16 protein-coding genes are annotated in these 16437 nt (G+C 43.3%); 4 read left to right on the top strand and 12 right to left on the bottom strand.

Annotation, left to right across the window (positions count from 1 at the left end; genetic code table 11):
• The first annotated feature begins 38 nt into the window (after positions 1-38).
• The 3 genes from PSYCG_RS10070 to PSYCG_RS10060 all read left to right on the top strand — a co-directional run bounded on the left by PSYCG_RS10070 (position 39) and on the right by PSYCG_RS10060 (position 2429).
• Entirely contained in the window at positions 39-875 is an 837-nt protein-coding gene (locus PSYCG_RS10070; protein WP_020444100.1) for an amino acid ABC transporter substrate-binding protein, read from the top strand.
• A 53-nt stretch (positions 876-928) separates the two neighbouring features.
• On the top strand, positions 929-1612 hold the full coding sequence (locus tag PSYCG_RS10065; protein WP_181209871.1) for an amino acid ABC transporter permease: 684 nt from the start codon (positions 929-931) through the stop codon (positions 1610-1612).
• Between the two features lie 73 nt (positions 1613-1685).
• Positions 1686-2429: an amino acid ABC transporter ATP-binding protein gene (locus PSYCG_RS10060; RefSeq protein ID WP_011514246.1), complete on the top strand. Its 744-nt coding sequence runs from the start codon at positions 1686-1688 to the stop codon at positions 2427-2429.
• A gap of 111 nt (positions 2430-2540) precedes the next feature.
• Here PSYCG_RS10060 and PSYCG_RS10055 read toward each other — a convergent pair whose 3' ends face one another.
• The 11 genes from PSYCG_RS10055 to uraD form a co-directional block, all read right to left on the bottom strand.
• Positions 2541-3488, bottom strand: coding sequence for a DMT family transporter (locus tag PSYCG_RS10055; protein WP_011514245.1), 948 nt, complete (start codon positions 3486-3488; stop codon positions 2541-2543).
• A 271-nt stretch (positions 3489-3759) separates the two neighbouring features.
• The gene (locus PSYCG_RS10050; protein WP_020444099.1) at positions 3760-4407 is read right to left on the bottom strand and encodes an anthranilate synthase component II; all 648 of its coding nucleotides are present in this window, start codon (positions 4405-4407) and stop codon (positions 3760-3762) included.
• A 32-nt stretch (positions 4408-4439) separates the two neighbouring features.
• Positions 4440-5858 (bottom strand): anthranilate synthase component I family protein, encoded by a 1419-nt coding sequence (locus PSYCG_RS10045; RefSeq protein WP_020444098.1) that lies wholly within the window; start codon positions 5856-5858, stop codon positions 4440-4442.
• A 61-nt stretch (positions 5859-5919) separates the two neighbouring features.
• Positions 5920-6195 carry a Trp family transcriptional regulator gene (locus PSYCG_RS10040; RefSeq protein ID WP_011514242.1) on the bottom strand — a complete coding sequence of 92 codons (276 nt, stop codon included), beginning with the start codon at positions 6193-6195 and terminating at the stop codon, positions 5920-5922.
• 256 nt (positions 6196-6451) lie between these two features.
• A complete protein-coding gene (locus PSYCG_RS10035) occupies positions 6452-7288 on the bottom strand; it encodes a bifunctional allantoicase/(S)-ureidoglycine aminohydrolase (RefSeq protein WP_020444097.1) in 837 nt (278 codons plus the stop codon).
• Between the two features lie 114 nt (positions 7289-7402).
• A complete protein-coding gene (locus PSYCG_RS10030) occupies positions 7403-7945 on the bottom strand; it encodes an ureidoglycolate lyase (RefSeq protein WP_020444096.1) in 543 nt (180 codons plus the stop codon).
• Between the two features lie 224 nt (positions 7946-8169).
• Complete coding sequence (gene puuE / locus PSYCG_RS10025; protein ID WP_011514239.1) at positions 8170-9150, bottom strand: allantoinase PuuE; 981 nt, start codon at positions 9148-9150, stop codon at positions 8170-8172.
• Positions 9151-9250: 100 nt separating this feature from the next.
• Entirely contained in the window at positions 9251-10762 is a 1512-nt protein-coding gene (locus PSYCG_RS10020) for an NCS1 family nucleobase:cation symporter-1 (protein ID WP_020444095.1), read from the bottom strand.
• A 146-nt stretch (positions 10763-10908) separates the two neighbouring features.
• Entirely contained in the window at positions 10909-12255 is a 1347-nt protein-coding gene (locus tag PSYCG_RS10015) for a urate hydroxylase PuuD (protein WP_020444094.1), read from the bottom strand.
• 208 nt (positions 12256-12463) lie between these two features.
• Positions 12464-12832, bottom strand: a complete 369-nt coding sequence (uraH, locus tag PSYCG_RS10010) for a hydroxyisourate hydrolase (RefSeq protein WP_011514236.1) — start codon at positions 12830-12832, stop codon at positions 12464-12466.
• 38 nt (positions 12833-12870) lie between these two features.
• On the bottom strand, positions 12871-13392 hold the full coding sequence (uraD, locus tag PSYCG_RS10005) for a 2-oxo-4-hydroxy-4-carboxy-5-ureidoimidazoline decarboxylase (protein ID WP_020444093.1): 522 nt from the start codon (positions 13390-13392) through the stop codon (positions 12871-12873).
• 336 nt (positions 13393-13728) lie between these two features.
• Between uraD and PSYCG_RS10000 the strand changes: the two genes are divergently transcribed.
• A complete protein-coding gene (locus tag PSYCG_RS10000; protein WP_020444092.1) occupies positions 13729-14394 on the top strand; it encodes a TetR/AcrR family transcriptional regulator in 666 nt (221 codons plus the stop codon).
• 162 nt (positions 14395-14556) lie between these two features.
• Here PSYCG_RS10000 and PSYCG_RS09995 read toward each other — a convergent pair whose 3' ends face one another.
• Complete coding sequence (locus PSYCG_RS09995; protein ID WP_020444091.1) at positions 14557-15963, bottom strand: uracil-xanthine permease family protein; 1407 nt, start codon at positions 15961-15963, stop codon at positions 14557-14559.
• Positions 15964-16437 lie beyond the last annotated feature (474 nt).

Genomic DNA, 16437 nt, shown 5'->3' with positions numbered 1-16437 from the left:
CAGTCACTTTTATTTACTCACTATGATAAGGACGTCTTATGAAACGTCGCACGCTTTTAGCCCTTGCCGCAAGTACCGTATTGCTTGCCGCTTGTGGTCAATCACCTACCAATGATGCTGAAACCAAGGCAACTGATACCGCTGCAAGTGGCGGTTCTGATTTGCTACAGCGTATCAATAACGGGGGCACTATCAACGTCGGTACCGAAGGCACTTATCCTCCATTCACTTATCATGATGAGAGCGGCAAACTGACCGGCTATGATGTCGAAGTGACGCGTGCCGTTGCTGACAAACTTGGCGTTAAAGTTGAGTTTCAAGAAACCCAGTGGGATGCAATGCTCGCAGGTTTGGACGCCAAACGTTTTGATATGGTTGCCAACCAAGTCAGCTTAACCACGCCTGAGCGTTTAGCAAAATATGATAAAGCACAAGCGTATAGCTGGTCGGGCGCAGTGGTTTTAGCCCCAAAAGATGATAACCGTTATAGCTCGTGGGAGGCTTTAAAAGGTCTGCGTAGCGCTCAATCACTGACCAGTAACTATGGTGAGCTTGCAGAGCGTTATCAAGCTGAAGTCATCCCTGTTGATGGTATGGCTCAAGCGATCCAGCTGGTCAAACAAGATCGCGCTGACTTTACCATGAATGACAATCTTGCCATTTTGGATTATCTAAAAAAATTCCCAGATGCGGCGCTTGAGATTAAATTGACGGCCCCTGTCAGTGAGCAAACCGGTTCAGGCTTGGTATTGATAAAAGGTGATGATGAAGTATTGGCAAAATTAGACGAAGCCATGGCAGCATTGGCCGCTGATGGAACGCTCACCAAACTGAGCCAAGAATTCTTTGGTGCTGATATAAGTCAACAAAAGTAATGCTAGCTTCTATAACGTCAGTGTTAGCAGATTTATTGGCATTATTGCCGTTTATGAGTCCTGATCGGGCGCAGATTGTTATCTCGTCTTTTTGGCCGATGCTTAAAGGCGGTATCTATTATTCGATACCGCTGGCATTGATATCGTTTGCGATCGGTATGGCAATTGCGCTGACCGTGGCACTGATTCGTATTGTGCCGCGTGCTGGTTGGGTTCATGAGATTGTGTACAGACTTGCTCGCATCTATGTGTCTGCCATTCGCGGCACGCCGATGCTGGTACAGCTGTTTATTATCTTTTATGGGTTACCGAGTGTTGGGGTCAAGCTTGATCCTTTTCCGTCAGCAATTATCGCTTTTTCGCTAAATATTGGTGCTTATGCGTCAGAGACGGTGCGCGCTTCCATTTTGTCTATTCCAAAAGGACAGTGGGAAGCCGGTTCGACTGTCGGCTTGACGTATTTGCAGACCTTTCGCCATGTTATTTTGCCGCAGGCACTACGCGTATCCGTACCGCCGCTATCTAATACCTTTATCAGTCTGGTAAAAGATACTTCGCTAGCATCGCTCGTATTGGTGACTGAGCTGTTTAAACAAGCGCAGATTATCACCGCGCGTAACTATGAGTTTATGTTGGTCTATATCGAAGCGGCCGTTATCTATTGGGGTATTTGTCTGTTTTTGACCTTTATCCAAGGTAGGCTTGAAACGCGTCTTGATCGTTATGTTGCCAAATAATATCGCTATCAACCCATGATATATTTCTCGCCCCTTTAACCCATGTGTTTTTTAATTTGCAAGTGGACGTCTTATGATTCAAGTCACCAATATTCATAAAGCCTTTGGGAGCAATCAAGTGCTTAAAGGTATCGACTTGACCATCGAAAAGGGCAAAGTGGTGGTCATATTAGGACCATCAGGTTCTGGTAAGACGACGTTTTTGCGGTGTTTGAATGCGCTTGAAATTCCAGATCAAGGTATCATCGCTTTTGATGATGGCAGCCTGACGGTTGATTTTGCCACTAAACCTAAGAAAAAAACCTTACTGGCACTACAACGTAAGTCAGGTATGGTGTTTCAGTCTTATAACTTGTTTCCACATAAGACAGCCATCGAAAACTTAATGCTTGGACCTACGGTGGTACAAGGGCAAAGTAAAGCGCAAGCACGTGAGCAGGCATTAGCATTACTCGATAAAGTGGGTTTGTCTGATAAGGCAGATCTCTATCCGTTTCAGCTATCGGGTGGTCAGCAGCAGCGTATTGGTATTGCTCGTGCATTGGCGATTGAGCCGTCTTTACTACTATTCGATGAGCCAACGTCTGCGCTTGATCCTGAGCTAGTACAAGATGTGCTTGAAACCATGAAACAGCTGGCATCAGAAGGTTGGACGATGGTTGTTGTTACTCATGAAATAAATTTTGCCCGCGATGTCGCTGATCATGTGGTTTTGATTGAAGATGGTAAAATTGTCGAAGAGGGCAGTGCTAAGCAGTTATTCGAGGATTCTAAGCATCCGCGTACGCAAGCGTTTTTACAGCGTATTGAACAGTAATAAGCTTGAAAGATGCTAAATAAAAAGCCCCAGCTATATTCATAGTAGGGGCTTTTTTTTGATTCAACAGAAAGAAATCTAAGGCTATTAAAAGTGATTATAGGATATCGACTAAATCCTTTGCCGTCTTTTTAGCCAACGTGGTACGCGAGTAGTAGTACCATTTAGCACAGCATTAAATAAAGCTGCTAGCAGAATGAGTATGACGCCGACATATTGAATCCAAGATAATGATTGATGCAGTAATAGCGTTGCCAAAGCAATCGCGGTTAGAGGCTCAAAGATAGTAAACACTGATGCACGGGTGGCAGGTAGCTTCTCTAATGCCTTCATATAGAGCGCAAAGGGTACGACGGTTCCAATCAAAGACAATCCTAATGCATAGCCCCAAGTAGATAAGGGTAAGGTTAGTAATTGTCCATAAGTTTTATAGGTTTCAGGTAGTAGTAGCAGTATGCCAGCACTGATGATAATAGAGGTAAAAAATACTAAAGGAGCAGGGTGCGCGTCATGCATAGCGCGCTTACCCAATACCCCATATAGGGAATAACATATGCCTGATAATAAACCCAATGCAATACCCCAGTTGACTTGCGCCTGCTCACCTAACATCGTCAAGCCGACACCAAATACTGCCATGAGTGCCAGTAGGGCTGACTGCCGAGTAATGGATTCATTAAGCAAGAATGCTGAAAATAATAAGCTAAAAACGGGCGCAGTATATAGCAAGGCGACTGCAGGACCAGCACCGACATAGATAACGGCAAAAAAATAGCAAACCGACATGCCGAGTACACCAATCAACGACTGTAGTGCCAGTCCGAGCCACTGTTTTGGACGCAACTTTATTAGCTGTGGCCATAGTTTTGGTAGCATAACGAGGATGATAAGAGCAGCGGTCACGATACGTAAAATGGTCGTTTGCCAGCCACTAAAGCCATTTTGGTTGAGATAGGTTGAGAATATCCCTAAAGTACCCCAGCAGACAGCGGCTGTAATGATTTGAATGGTGCCTATCCATGACTGCCGTGCTGACGTTGCGCTATCGGTATGTGCCATATCGCTCTCTATTTTTATTTGTTACCAAGTTCAAAGAATAAGCGGTCCAAGCCTTCTGGCTGATTACTTAATAATATGCTGAAATAACAAAAGACAACCTGATTAAAGGCTGCCTTTTGTTTGTTTTTTCAGTCTATCATTAAAGCGTTAATTAAGTACTAACACAAGTCAGTTAGGCATAAAATGCAATTTATTTGAGTTAGATGCAGGCTTCACTTCAGCTTATTACTCTTTAGCGTCATATCCTCCAAACCAGCTTAAGCATCGTGATTTACACCTGAAGTAAAAAATTCGTCAATAAACGCTTGGCACCTTCGGTCGCAAATGACTCTGGGTGAAACTGCACGCCTTGAATCGGATAGTCTTTGTGCTGCACACCCATTATCTCATCACCAGCCAGCGCCGATTCAGTCAAATCTAAATCATTATGTTCATCATTGGCGACGACTGCGGTGACAGTCAAACAATTTGGTAGCGTATCTGCTTGTACCATCAATGAGTGATAGCGCATGATTTCTAACTCCTGTGGCAAATCGTTATAAATGCCCGCACTATCATGACGAATGGCTGAAACTTTACCATGCATCGGCACACTGGCGCGTATCACGTCACCGCCAAATACATGAGCAATGCCTTGCATGCCTAAGCAAACGCCTAATAGTGGCGTCGTTTTACCCATCACTTCAATCACTTCGGCACAAATGCCAAAATAGGCAGGATCATCAGGTGACCCAGGACCGGGTGAGATAATAATACGGTCAAGACTCATCGCTTGTACGTCTGCTAAGGTGATTTCATTATTACGCTTGACGATGACATTTGCTTGTTTATCACTGTCCATCGTCTGCAAGATCTCACCGATATATTGATAAAGGTTAAAGGTAAATGAGTCGTAATTATCGATAATTAAAACATTCATGGGTAGCCAACTCTTTGATAAATTATATGTGGTTATTGGTTCATAAAGCTGTCTAGTACCACTTTCATAGCAGAAAGCTTACGCTGGATTTCTAGATATTCATCAGCAGGATTGGAGTCGTACACATTGCCGCCACAAGTCTGTGCATAGGCCGATTCACCATTGATAAATAAGCTGCGAATAGGAATGGCAAAAATACAATCGCCGTTAAAGTTAAAGGATCCTAATGCGCCGCCATAAGCACCACGACCATCTAGTTCAAGCTCATTAATCACTTTTATCGCTTCAACTTTTGGTGCGCCTGACAAGGTGCCCGCAGGGAAGTTGCTGGCAAGTGCGCTAAACATATCCTCATCGGGGTGCAGAATACCGACGATTTCAGAGGAGATATGCTGTACGTGTGAGAAGCGTTTGATATCCATCAAATTACGCACTTTTACCGTACCAAATTGTGCGACGCGTCCGATATCATTGCGATGCAGATCGACTAGCATATTGTGCTCGGCAATCTCTTTGGCATCATTCAGTAGGGCACGGGCAAGTTTGCGGTCTTCAGCAACATCAACGCCACGCTTGGCTGTACCTGCGAGCGGATAGGTCTCCATCTCTCCTTGACGCAGGCGAAATAGCAATTCAGGTGAGGCACCGATGATGCATTGCTGAGCAAATTTCATAAAATACATATGCGGTGATGGATTGACTGCCCGTAGCTTTTCATAAATTGGCATCTTATCGCCCGCAATACGATATTTGGATTTAAAGCCGACTTCACATTGAAAAATACGCCCAGAGATGATGTCTTCTTTGACTTGCATAACGACTTTAGCATGCTCTTCTTGACTCATACCATCACCTAAAAACTCTACGGTTGGCGGTTTATAACTTGGGATAGGTACATCAAGCAAGGCTTTGATTTGCTCGATGCGATTGTCTTGCTGAGCGGTTGGGTAATAAAAATAGAATATCTCACCGGTCATTTTATCGAGCGTCAAGCCATCTAGATAGACACCAAATTTGAAAGGTTCAAAATCATCGCTTGGCTTGGCATTTAGACTTGGCTCAAAGAAATTGACACAGTCGTAGCCTAGATAGCCGACAAGACCGCCACTTTGCTCACGGGCAATAACGTGCTGCGGAGTAATAGTACGTAGAAGCTGATAAGGATTATCCGTCTGATAATGTTTGGTTTCAGCAGTTTTATTATCGCTAATGGCAAGCGTCGTGCGGTCAATGGCGGCAATGGTCATCACTGGATCAAAACCAATCGCATGATGACGCGACATATGACTGTCTTCGCCCAAGGATTCAAGTAAATAACAGGTGTCAAAAACACCCTCAATACGTTTGAATAACGCAAAAAAATCAATATCTTGCGTCAGCTTTATCCGCTGCGGCTTGCTTGGGATATCAATAGCAGCAGGCTGGTCATATTGTAGTGTAGGAGAGGTCATAACGAGGTCCAAAGTAATTCAAATAGGTCTTATAAAATAAATTCAGCTAATATTCTTGGCGTTAATTGTCTTGTCTGTGGGTGGCTAGCAGTGCACTTACATCGTGAATTTGCATGGCTTTGGCGCCACGAGAGACCGTTGCGATGCCAACGCCCAACTGTTCGGATATGTCACGCTGGGTGATACCACGCTCGAGCAAATCAAAAATACAGATGCGATTGGCAATCTCGTGTTGCTCTTTAGTCGTTAGTAGCGCTGTTAATAGCTCATCGATATCATTACTGTCATTGCAATGGGCTAAATGCGTCAACAAGCTACGATAAGGGTCAGTGCTCATAATATTTAATCTTAATAAAAAAGAGGTAAGTGGCTATCTTGTTTCAGTATTCTAGTACAGTAGTACATAAAAAACAAGTAAAGTGATGAATGTTTTAGCATTGCTTGATTAAAGCGCTGTTTAAAAATATTAACTTCAGCATAAAAATAAAAAGCCAGCTAATCGTAATGAGCTGGCTTTACTATTAAAAATTTTGCTGGTGTTCTAAAGAACAATGAATGATAGATTCGAATGAACGACTAAGCCTTTATATTGCTTATTTTACTGGGCGAATAAACGGCATATGTCTATTCACATCTTTATATAGTAAGTATCTAAATGGACCTGGTCCACCAGCGTAACAAGATTGTGGGCAGAATGCGCGTAACCACATAAAGTCACCTGCTTCAACTTCTACCCATTCACCGTTTAAGTGATAGACGGCTTTACCTTCTAATACATACAAACCATGTTCCATAACATGCGTTTCATCAAATGGAATCACGCCACCTGGTTGAAACGTCACGATATTCACATGCATGTCGTGACGCATATCAGACTGCTCGGTAAATCGAGTGGTTGTCCATACGCCATCAGTACCCGGCATCTCAATAGCTTCAACATCGTGATCGCTAGTTACAAACGCTTCAGGCACATCAATATCTTCACAGTGTTGATAGGCTTTACGGATCCAATGGAATTTGACGTGCTTGTCGCTATTGTTCTTTAGCGTCCATTTGCAGCCAGGTGGTAAAAATGCATAACCACCTGATTCAAGATGATGCGACACGCCTTCAATCGTCATGTCCATTTCACCTTCAACGATGAATACGACGCCTTCGGCATTTGCATCTAGTTCAGGTTTTTCTGAGCCGCCATTTGGTGCTACTTCGACGATATACTGTGAGAAGGTTTCAGAGAAACCGCTTAAAGGACGTGCAAGCACCCACATGCGCATGCCTGTCCAAAAAGGTAAATAACTAATCACGATGTCGGTTAGTACACGTTTAGGAATAATCGCATAAGCTTCGGTGAAGATAGCACGATCGGATAGTAATTGTGTTTGTGGAGGCAATCCGCCAGTTGGTGCGTAATAAGTACTTTTTGTTGTCATGGTTCGTGTTCCTTAGGGGTTTGGTGCCGCGATAAATTTGTGTCTGAACCTTTGATTTTTTATATGATTAATGCTCTGACATTAGCATAATTCTTCGTCAGTTGACGATAGCCATTAGGCCTGATTTTTAGCCTGCTCAGCAGATATATCAATGCAAACTTCCCAATCATCAATCTCGAATTCATGGCAATTGTTACCTTCGCCGTTGATACGATCAATCACTAAAAAGTCACAATCCGCTTTTAGCGCCAGTAGCGGATGATGCCAAACATTGGCATCATACTGTACACCTTGATGCGAATGAGCATAAAACACTTCTAAATCATCAGCTGATTTAGGCGCATCGCCAGCTTTGGCCACAACGACTATATAGTCTGTGCCATTCATAGAAAAGAACGCTTGCGTGCCAAATGGATGGTATTCCATGACCGATAACGTAATAGGGCAGTCACGTCTTTTAGTACGGAAAATACTAAAACCGACTTCTCCGCCATCATGAGTGACTTTTGAGATAGCATTATGACGACAGGCAAAGCCACGATTGATATCCCAGCTGTTTTCAGGGCACTTTTCTTGATCATCATAAGGCTCAATCACTGAGCCATAAGGAGCAAAAGCAGCTTTAGTTAAAGGTTTAGCAATGAGTGTGGTTTTCATAAGTTCACCTTTAGATTAATTAGCAATATTATTTATTTGTTCTAGCAACTTATTAAGTGATAGCTCGATTTGAGCTAAGGAAATACCGGATATAAGATGTCATCTTTAAGCAATTACAGCACTCAGGTATCAACCACCTTGAGCGTATCATCCGTTAGCTTACGTGGTTGATACTATGTACGTGCTTATTAATATGATGATACGTCTTATGATTGTTGTTACGGCTACATCCAGTTGGCGGTGTTATCAGCCGTGGCTGGATGATTTTCATACCAGTGCTTGGCGATTTCATCGCGGCGGCAGATCCAAACGTCGGGTTTACTGGTGATGTATTGCAAAAACTGTTTAAGCGCTTTAATGCGACCAGCACGACCAATGATGCGGCAATGCAAACCAATGGTTAGCATCTTGGGAGTGTCTTGACCTTCTTCATATAGAGTGTCAAAGCTGTCTTTTAAATACTGATAAAAAGGTTCAGCATTGGTGAACCCAGGACTTGAAGAAAAACGCATGTCATTGGTCTCAAGCGTATAAGGAATGACCAGATGCGGTTTGCGAGCAATTTTGTTGCCTTCTTCTACTTTAACATTGAGCCAGTACGGCAGCTCATCAGCATAAGAGTCAGAGTCATAAATGTAGCCGCCTTGTTCTGCGACCAGCTCGCGAGTATTTGGGCTATCGCGACCGGTATACCAGCCAAGAGGCTGATTGCCGACCATCCGCTCAAATATTTCAGTGGCGCGGCGCACATGTTCACGCTCGGTCTCGCGGTACATATATTGATAGGTTATCCAGCGCAATCCGTGACTGGCAATCTCATGACCATCTTCTAGAATACGCTCGACAATATGCGGTGTTTTTTCGGCAGCGGCTGCACAAGTAAAGGTAGTAATAGGTAAACCATATTCTTTAAAAGTATCTAGTACGCGCCAAACACCCACTCGGCTACCATATTCAAAGGCGGATTCAATCGACTGATGGCGGTTGTTAAATTCTGGCGTACCTAAAACGTCTGATAAAAAACGTTCTGACTGACCGTCGCCATGCAAGACACTGTTCTCTGCGCCTTCTTCGATATTTAGCACAAACTGTACGGCAATCTTAGCGCCGCCCGGCCAATTGGCTTTGGGTGGATGGTCGCCATAGCCTTTTAAATCGCGTGGATAAGCGGCTTGATCAAAGTCGCTGGTTATCTTTTTTTTCATGGTGTTTTATCCTTTATAAAAACAGAGTAATAGGTCTGTTAGACATGTAATAACTATTTTTTATTCTACTCTTGCACTTCATGTTTCTGACTTCACTGCCTTATTCTACTATGGTGTCAGGATCTACTGCATAAGGGCGCATCAATACCCAATACACGATGCCACCTATTGCCGCGCCTAATAAGAAACCATAACCTTCAAGCTTAGTCAGTGCGGGTATCAATACCGTGGCGATAGAGAATAAAGCGCCGATTGCAAAGGCGATAAGCGCACGGATGTTCCAGCCTTTGTAGTAGTAATATGCACCAGTTGGGTGAGCGGAAAATAAGTCATTCATATCGATATGTTGACGTTTAATCAGGTAATAATCGATGACTAAGATACCAAAGAATGGAGCGATGACCGCACCAATAGTATTTACAAAACCGACAATACCGATCTTACTGATGAATGATAACCACAATGCACCAACGAAAAAGGCGATAACAGCAGTAATTAAACCGCCCATGCGAAAGTTAATATGCTTAGGAAATAAGTTAGCCAAATCGTAAGCAGGGGGAATAAAGTTTGCAACCATATTGATACCGACGGTTGCGGCAAAGAAGGTCAGCGCTGCAATAATGGTCAAGGGTAGAGAATCTACACGATCAACAATATCCGATGGATTGGTCAATGCTTCGCCAAATATTACTAGGGTCCCAGCGGTAATGACCAAAGCGATGAATGAGAAAAACACCATGTTAATTGGCAAACCGAGTAAGTTACCCAAGTGCATATCGCGCTCACTACGCAAAAATCGCGAGAAATCACCGAAGTTGATGACGACTGCTGCGAAATAAGCAACCATCGTACCGACGATAGCAGTAAATGCCTGTATGGAATTTCCACTATAATCGCTGCCACTAGCGAAGATAGAATTAATCGCAGGTAACAACTCAGAGCCTGATTGATACCAGATGACGGCCATCAAGATGACCATAACGACATAGACTAGCGGTCCTGCCCAATTCAAAAAGTGCTTGATCGGCTCGATGCCTGCCCAAAACAGTAAAATCTGAAATACCCAAACGATGACAAAGGCAATCCAAGCGGTACTATTCAAGCCTAAAAATGTCGTATCTGGGCTACCTATGACAATAGTCAACAAAATGGCAACTGCAGTTGAGGCAAAGTAGGTCTGCACCCCGTACCAAAAGATACCGATAATAGCGCGTAAGATGGCAGGTAAGTTAGCGCCATTGATACCCATGCTGGCACGTATCAAGACTGGAAAAGGGATGCCATATTTGACACTAGGTTTACCAGTTAAGTTGACCATCAGCATGACGATGAATCCTGAGCAGATAATCGCTGCCATGACCCACCACCCATTCAGTCCATAACTCAAAAATAAGGAGGCAGCTAAGGTATAACCGAATAAGCTCTGAATATCATTGGACCAAACATTAAATATCGCAAACCAACCCCAATTACGCTGTTCAGGCTGTAGTGGGGCAAGATCTTCATTATATAATCTTGAGTTTTTGCGTTCTGGATTAAAGGTATTGCAATCATAGAGCGCGCTATTGGATTGAGTACTGAGCTGACTTCCTTGCTCATTCGCAGTGGACATCCTTTTCTCCCTTTAGATTGAAATCAATCGAAATAAACATTGTTAACACTTATTAATGTTTATTGTTAACACTTTAAGGATGTCTAGGTCATTGGTCAAGATAATTGTTTGATCAGCGTTTACTCTTCTTTGTCTAGAATGCTCATTTATAACCCTGAAGCATAAGCGACCAGTTGTTGGCGCTCTTCATCGCTTAGCTGAGTGATATTACCCAGTGGCATATAGCCACTTTGTACGGCAGTCACAATCTTAGCTTGATGAGTTTTTATATCTGCAGGGGTTTTGATAATAATACCCGCTGGCGGCGCATTAAATCCAGCTTGTGTTGGTTGTGCCGCATGGCAAACGCTACATTTCGCTTCTACTACTTTCATAATAGCGTCGTCAGCTGAAACAGCGACAGGTACTACTTCGGTAGCGGCAGTTCCGCCAGCAACCGCATTGGGATCAGCCTCTGTAGCAGTAGCAGGTGCTACCGTATTTGTATCTTGAGTGACAGCAGCAGGCGGTGTATCTGTCGGTGCTACTTCAGTGACAGCAGGCGTCTTGATTGGAGAAACTGGTAATGGCTCGATAGGTGCTGGACGCATCCAGATAATCAATAGTACGGTTGCTATCGCAGGAATCACTAAGAATTTTGGTCTATGGCGACCCAAGTGTTTTTCATTGAAGTAATGACGAGCTGTTGCCGTGATGACACCAATGAATACCAATATCAGCCAACCATGCGCATGTGAATACATCATTGGATAGTGATTACTAATCATGATAAAGATGAGCGGCAAGGTAAAGTAGTTATTCATCAATGAGCGATTTCTGGCCATCAATGCCAAATCTGCTACTTCTGGACCTGGTTTTACGCCGCGGCGTACACAATCTACGAGTGCGCGCTGAGCTGGCATAATACCGAAGAAGACGTTACCTGCCATGATAGTACCTAAAATGGCACCGACATGGATAAAGGATGCACGATCACTAAACAGCTGGTATGAGCCCCAAGTGGCGATAATCATGAGTACAAAGATAGTGATACTGAAAGCCAGTTTATTTTTGCCGACATTGCTGCGTACAATGACTTCATAAATAAAGTAACTACCGAATAAGAACAGTAAACTGGTCGATATAGCACCAATGCTACTACCAAAATCAACTTTGCTCGGATCAATCAAATAAGCTGTGGCATTGATGTAGTAGACAATAATGAGCATCGCCATACCAGTCAGCCATGTGGTGTAAGCTTCCCACTTAAACCAATGCAGCGTTTTTGGCATCTCTTCAGGTTCGAGCTTGTATTTGGCAATTTCATAGAAACCACCACCATGTACTGCCCAAAGATCGCCTGAAATGCCTTTTTTTGCTTTCCATTCTGGTGGCTTCTGAAGACTCATATCTAGCCATACGAAATAAAATGATGCGCCAATCCATGCTACACCAGCGATAACGTGAAACCAGCGGAAAAATAAGCTTAGCCAATCGAGAAGATATGCACCCATGTTGTCAATGTCCTTTTATATTATTATATCTTGGTAACTCGTAACGACTTTTGCTCACCTTCGTTATTATAAAAGATTGTGATACAACGTAGCGATACCAGCATTATTCATTTGGTCTTAAATCACTGACCTCATTGTCAGGTGTTTAAAGTTTCCAGCACTCGTTTAGCCTTGTTTTTATAAGGTTTCGAGTCATAAAGCTATAAAATCATGATCCGCGATAAGTGCCGTAGCCGTGTGCGCTAAGCAGTAGCGGCACATGGTAGTGACCGTTATCTTGTATCATAAAATCGATGACCACTTGCGGATAAAATACTGTGAGGTTTTGCGTATCAAAATATGCTTGGGTATCAAAGGTCAGCGTATAGCGACCGATATCTAAATGATACTCGGCAATATCAATTTCTGGGTTAAATGCCCAGCTATCTGGCGTCACGCGACCATCAGCGTTGGTGACACCGTTTGCCAATAATGACGGCTCGCCACTGGCACTAATACGATGTAACGTCACTGCGATATCAGCGGCAGGCTTGCCAAGATGGGTGTCTAAAATATGTGATGAAAGAGTACCTGACATAATAATTCCTTTTATGTATGAGAGAGACAAAGCAAGATTTAAGCGTCGCCTAACAGTTTTTGTAAACGCAAACGCGTGATTTTATTTTGTTCAGTAGCCGCATTGAGCAATTCAGTCTCGCGATCATTTGGCAGGCGTGCTTGCAATAGATCAAGCATTTGCTGCGCGCTTTTACCAGTTGCAAAGACAATAAAGATAAAGCCGAATTTATCGAGATAGTCTTGATTGCCTTGTGCTAACGCTTCAAGTACCGCATCTTCAGCGTCATTGGCGCCTGATTGCTCATGAGCAGCACTGTCTTGCGTATTGCGATACTTCTCTTTTAATGAGTCGACATTGCCAATCTGTGGGTGACCATCAAAGGCTTCTAGCAAGTTAGCTTCATCCGCTTTAGCTTGTTGCCATGCGTCATCGCTTGCACTCAATAGTGCTTTTATATCTGCAAACGGACGTGCGTCTGCCAAGGTTTGCGCCCATTGGCTACTAGTACAGCACGTTAGAAATTCTGAGGTCGCATCGGCTTGCGAGAGGGCGTTCAGTTGCGCTAGTGATAAGCTCACAGTGATATCCTTATCTGTTGACACAAAGTGTTGACGGATACACATTTATCATTTGAGTGATATGAATTTATAAGGTACAGACAGTATCGTGTGCTGATATTAGTCTGTTGATTACTTAACTCAGGGAAAAACTCAGGTGAAAGTAGTATCGATTGAGTCATAATTGGTTAATATATATCCATTCTGCTTAAACCTGACTAAATGGTCAACTACTTTATGCAAAATATTTTTATTTTTTACTAGATATGCTAATAATCAGTGTGTTTATTCACAGTTTATCTTAAAGTCACGCTAGAATATGGTACTTACTGATATAAATGTCTAATGGTGCAACCTATGACTCAAATTTCTAAAGCAAAACCTTCATCCGCCTCTGAGAGCGTGGTTCATCGCAATCAGCATGATATTCGTGCCCAAAACCAAGCGGTGATTTTGACTGCCGCTGAAGAAGAGTTTGTGCTGAAAAGCTATCGCGGTGCCACCATGCAAGGTATCGCCGATCGAGCAGGGCTGCCAAAAGCCAATGTGCATTACTATTTTAAAAGTAAGACCAATCTGTACAAAGTAGTTTTGCGTGCCATCATTCAAGAGTGGAATGATGGCTTGGTGACGATGACAGTAGACAGCGATCCGAGAACCGTTATCGAAAAGTTCGTCCGCACCAAATTGCATCAAGCATTTGCAAACCCAAATCGCCATAAGCTATTTGCGTTAGAGGTCATCGGCGGTGCCCCGCATTTACATGATTTTATGTCGACGGCGATGAAAGATTGGGCACTGGATAAAACACAAGTCATGAAGATATGGCATGAGCAAGGCAAAATTGCCATTGCTGACCCTTTACAGCTATTGATTTTGATTTGGGCAACCACGCAGCGCTATGCAGAGTTTGAAACAGAAATCGTCGGCTTAATGCAAAAGAGCGCGTATGATGAGACAGACGAGGCACGCGCTGCTGACTTCTTAATACCTTTTATACTACGAGGCTGCGGACTCGAGTAGGGGTAGATTCGAACAACTGCTGTTACTGAATGGCTTGACGCATAAAGGATTGCTTTAACGATATCGCTGCTAATTAGCGCTTTATCATCAAGGCAATCCTTTTCTTTTGTCACTCAGCAAAGTCTTTTACATTGTCTTAGAAAATCATCTAACCCTTGATTCTTAAGCGGCTTCACGAGCAGGCTTCATGTCATCCTCAGCATGCTGGTCAGCCGTATCAAACTCCGCACCAAAGCTTTTTGGTAAAATCATATCAAGCGTAATCGCGATAATACCCGATACGGTCACTGCTGAACCAAAGATATTACGGAACATCTGCGGCATTTGTGCAAATACATCAGGCACAAAGGCAACACCCATCGCCAAACCTAGAGAGGTGGCTATGATTAAGATATTACGATGGGTAAAGTTTACGGTCGAAAGTATGCGAATACCAGCAGTCGCTACGGTTGCAAACATCAACAGTGTCACACCACCAACTACTGGTTTTGGTAGCTGAGTAAAGATAGCACCTAGGATAGGGAATAAACCCATAAAGAATAAGATACCGCCGACATAGAAGCCAACATAGCGACTAGCGATACCCGTCATCTGAATAACGCCATTATTCTGGCTAAAAGTAGTGACTGGGAAGCTGTTAAAGATACCAGCAATGGCAGAGTTGACACCATCGGCTAGTACCCCACCTTTGATACGTTTCTCATATAGTGGACCTTTGATAGGCTCACCTGAGATCATCGACGTCGCGGTCAAATCACCAGCAGTCTCGATACTGGTAATGATATACATAAAGGCAATCGGTATAAACGCTTGCCAATCAAAACTAAAACCAAACTTAAAAGGCACAGGTACAGTCAGTAGCGGGGCTTGTGAGACTAATGAGAAGTCAATACGACCCATAAATGCTGCTACCAGCAAGCCTAACATCAGACCAATAAAAATAGCGCTTGAGCGAATAACTTTGTTAGGTACGATACTAATAAGCACGACACTGATTAAGACCCCGCCACCCAGTAGCAAATTCTCCATGCTACCAAAATTCTCTGCACCAACACCGCCTGCTAGATCGGTTAGACCAACTTTGGTTAGGGACAAACCAATAGTGACAATGACACAGCCGGTGACGATAGGGCTCATCAAGGATTTAAGTTTAGTAATAAACTGACTCAAGAATATCTCGACAAAGGCGCCTAAGAATGTCACGCCAAAGATTACAGAGAGAATCTCCTCAGGACTACCACCTCGGTTTTTTACTACAAAACCTGCTGCTAACACTGCCGCTAAAAAACCAAAGCTGGTGCCTTGCAGAGCCATCAGCCCTGAACCGACAGGACCAAATTTACGGGTTTGAATAAAGGTTGAAACCCCAGATACCATTAGCGCCATACTGATCAGGTAGGGAATATGCTCACCTAGACCCAAAGCACCGCCAATAATCAATGAGGGCGTAATAACACCAACGAAAGCGGCGAGTACATGCTGTACCGCACCTAAAAATGCTTTTGCAGGCGCAGGACGGTCGTGCAGTCCGTACAATAAATCGGGATTTCCTTGAGTATGCTCACTCATTTTGGCTTTCTCCTAAAGTGACTTTTAGTCCAAGCTCTGTAAAGATATTTAGAGACAGCGTTACGTTGATAAATAGGAGACATATGAGGGTCTCTATAAGCCCTTATCGCAGCTAGCTGTTTACACAGTATCAAACACAGAGTCGCATGATCCTTATGCAAATACATGCAAGCAAATAACCAGTCTTTCTCAGTCTGACCGATAGTCGTATGTACAAACCTGACTAAATAGTCAACTATCTTAGGGTATATGTAATTGGCAGTATATTGCAATACTTTTTTTTGATATTCAGCGTTTATAAATAATCACTCAGTCGCTGATAATCGCCTCCGCATATATGGGGAACTTATGTAGACGGCAATACACTAAAGGTATTCATCAGATGTGCAGGTGCCGATACAAGCCTACAAAGATATTAAAAGAAAATTTTTCAGTTTAAATATTGCCAAATTGTTAATACTTCGTTATTATGCC

This window comes from Psychrobacter sp. G, assembly GCF_000418305.1.
In the GTDB taxonomy this organism is placed as follows: Bacteria; Pseudomonadota; Gammaproteobacteria; order Pseudomonadales; family Moraxellaceae; genus Psychrobacter; species Psychrobacter cryohalolentis.
The sequence above is the reverse complement of the archived record's forward strand: the minus strand, read 5'-3'. Positions and strand labels throughout refer to the sequence as shown.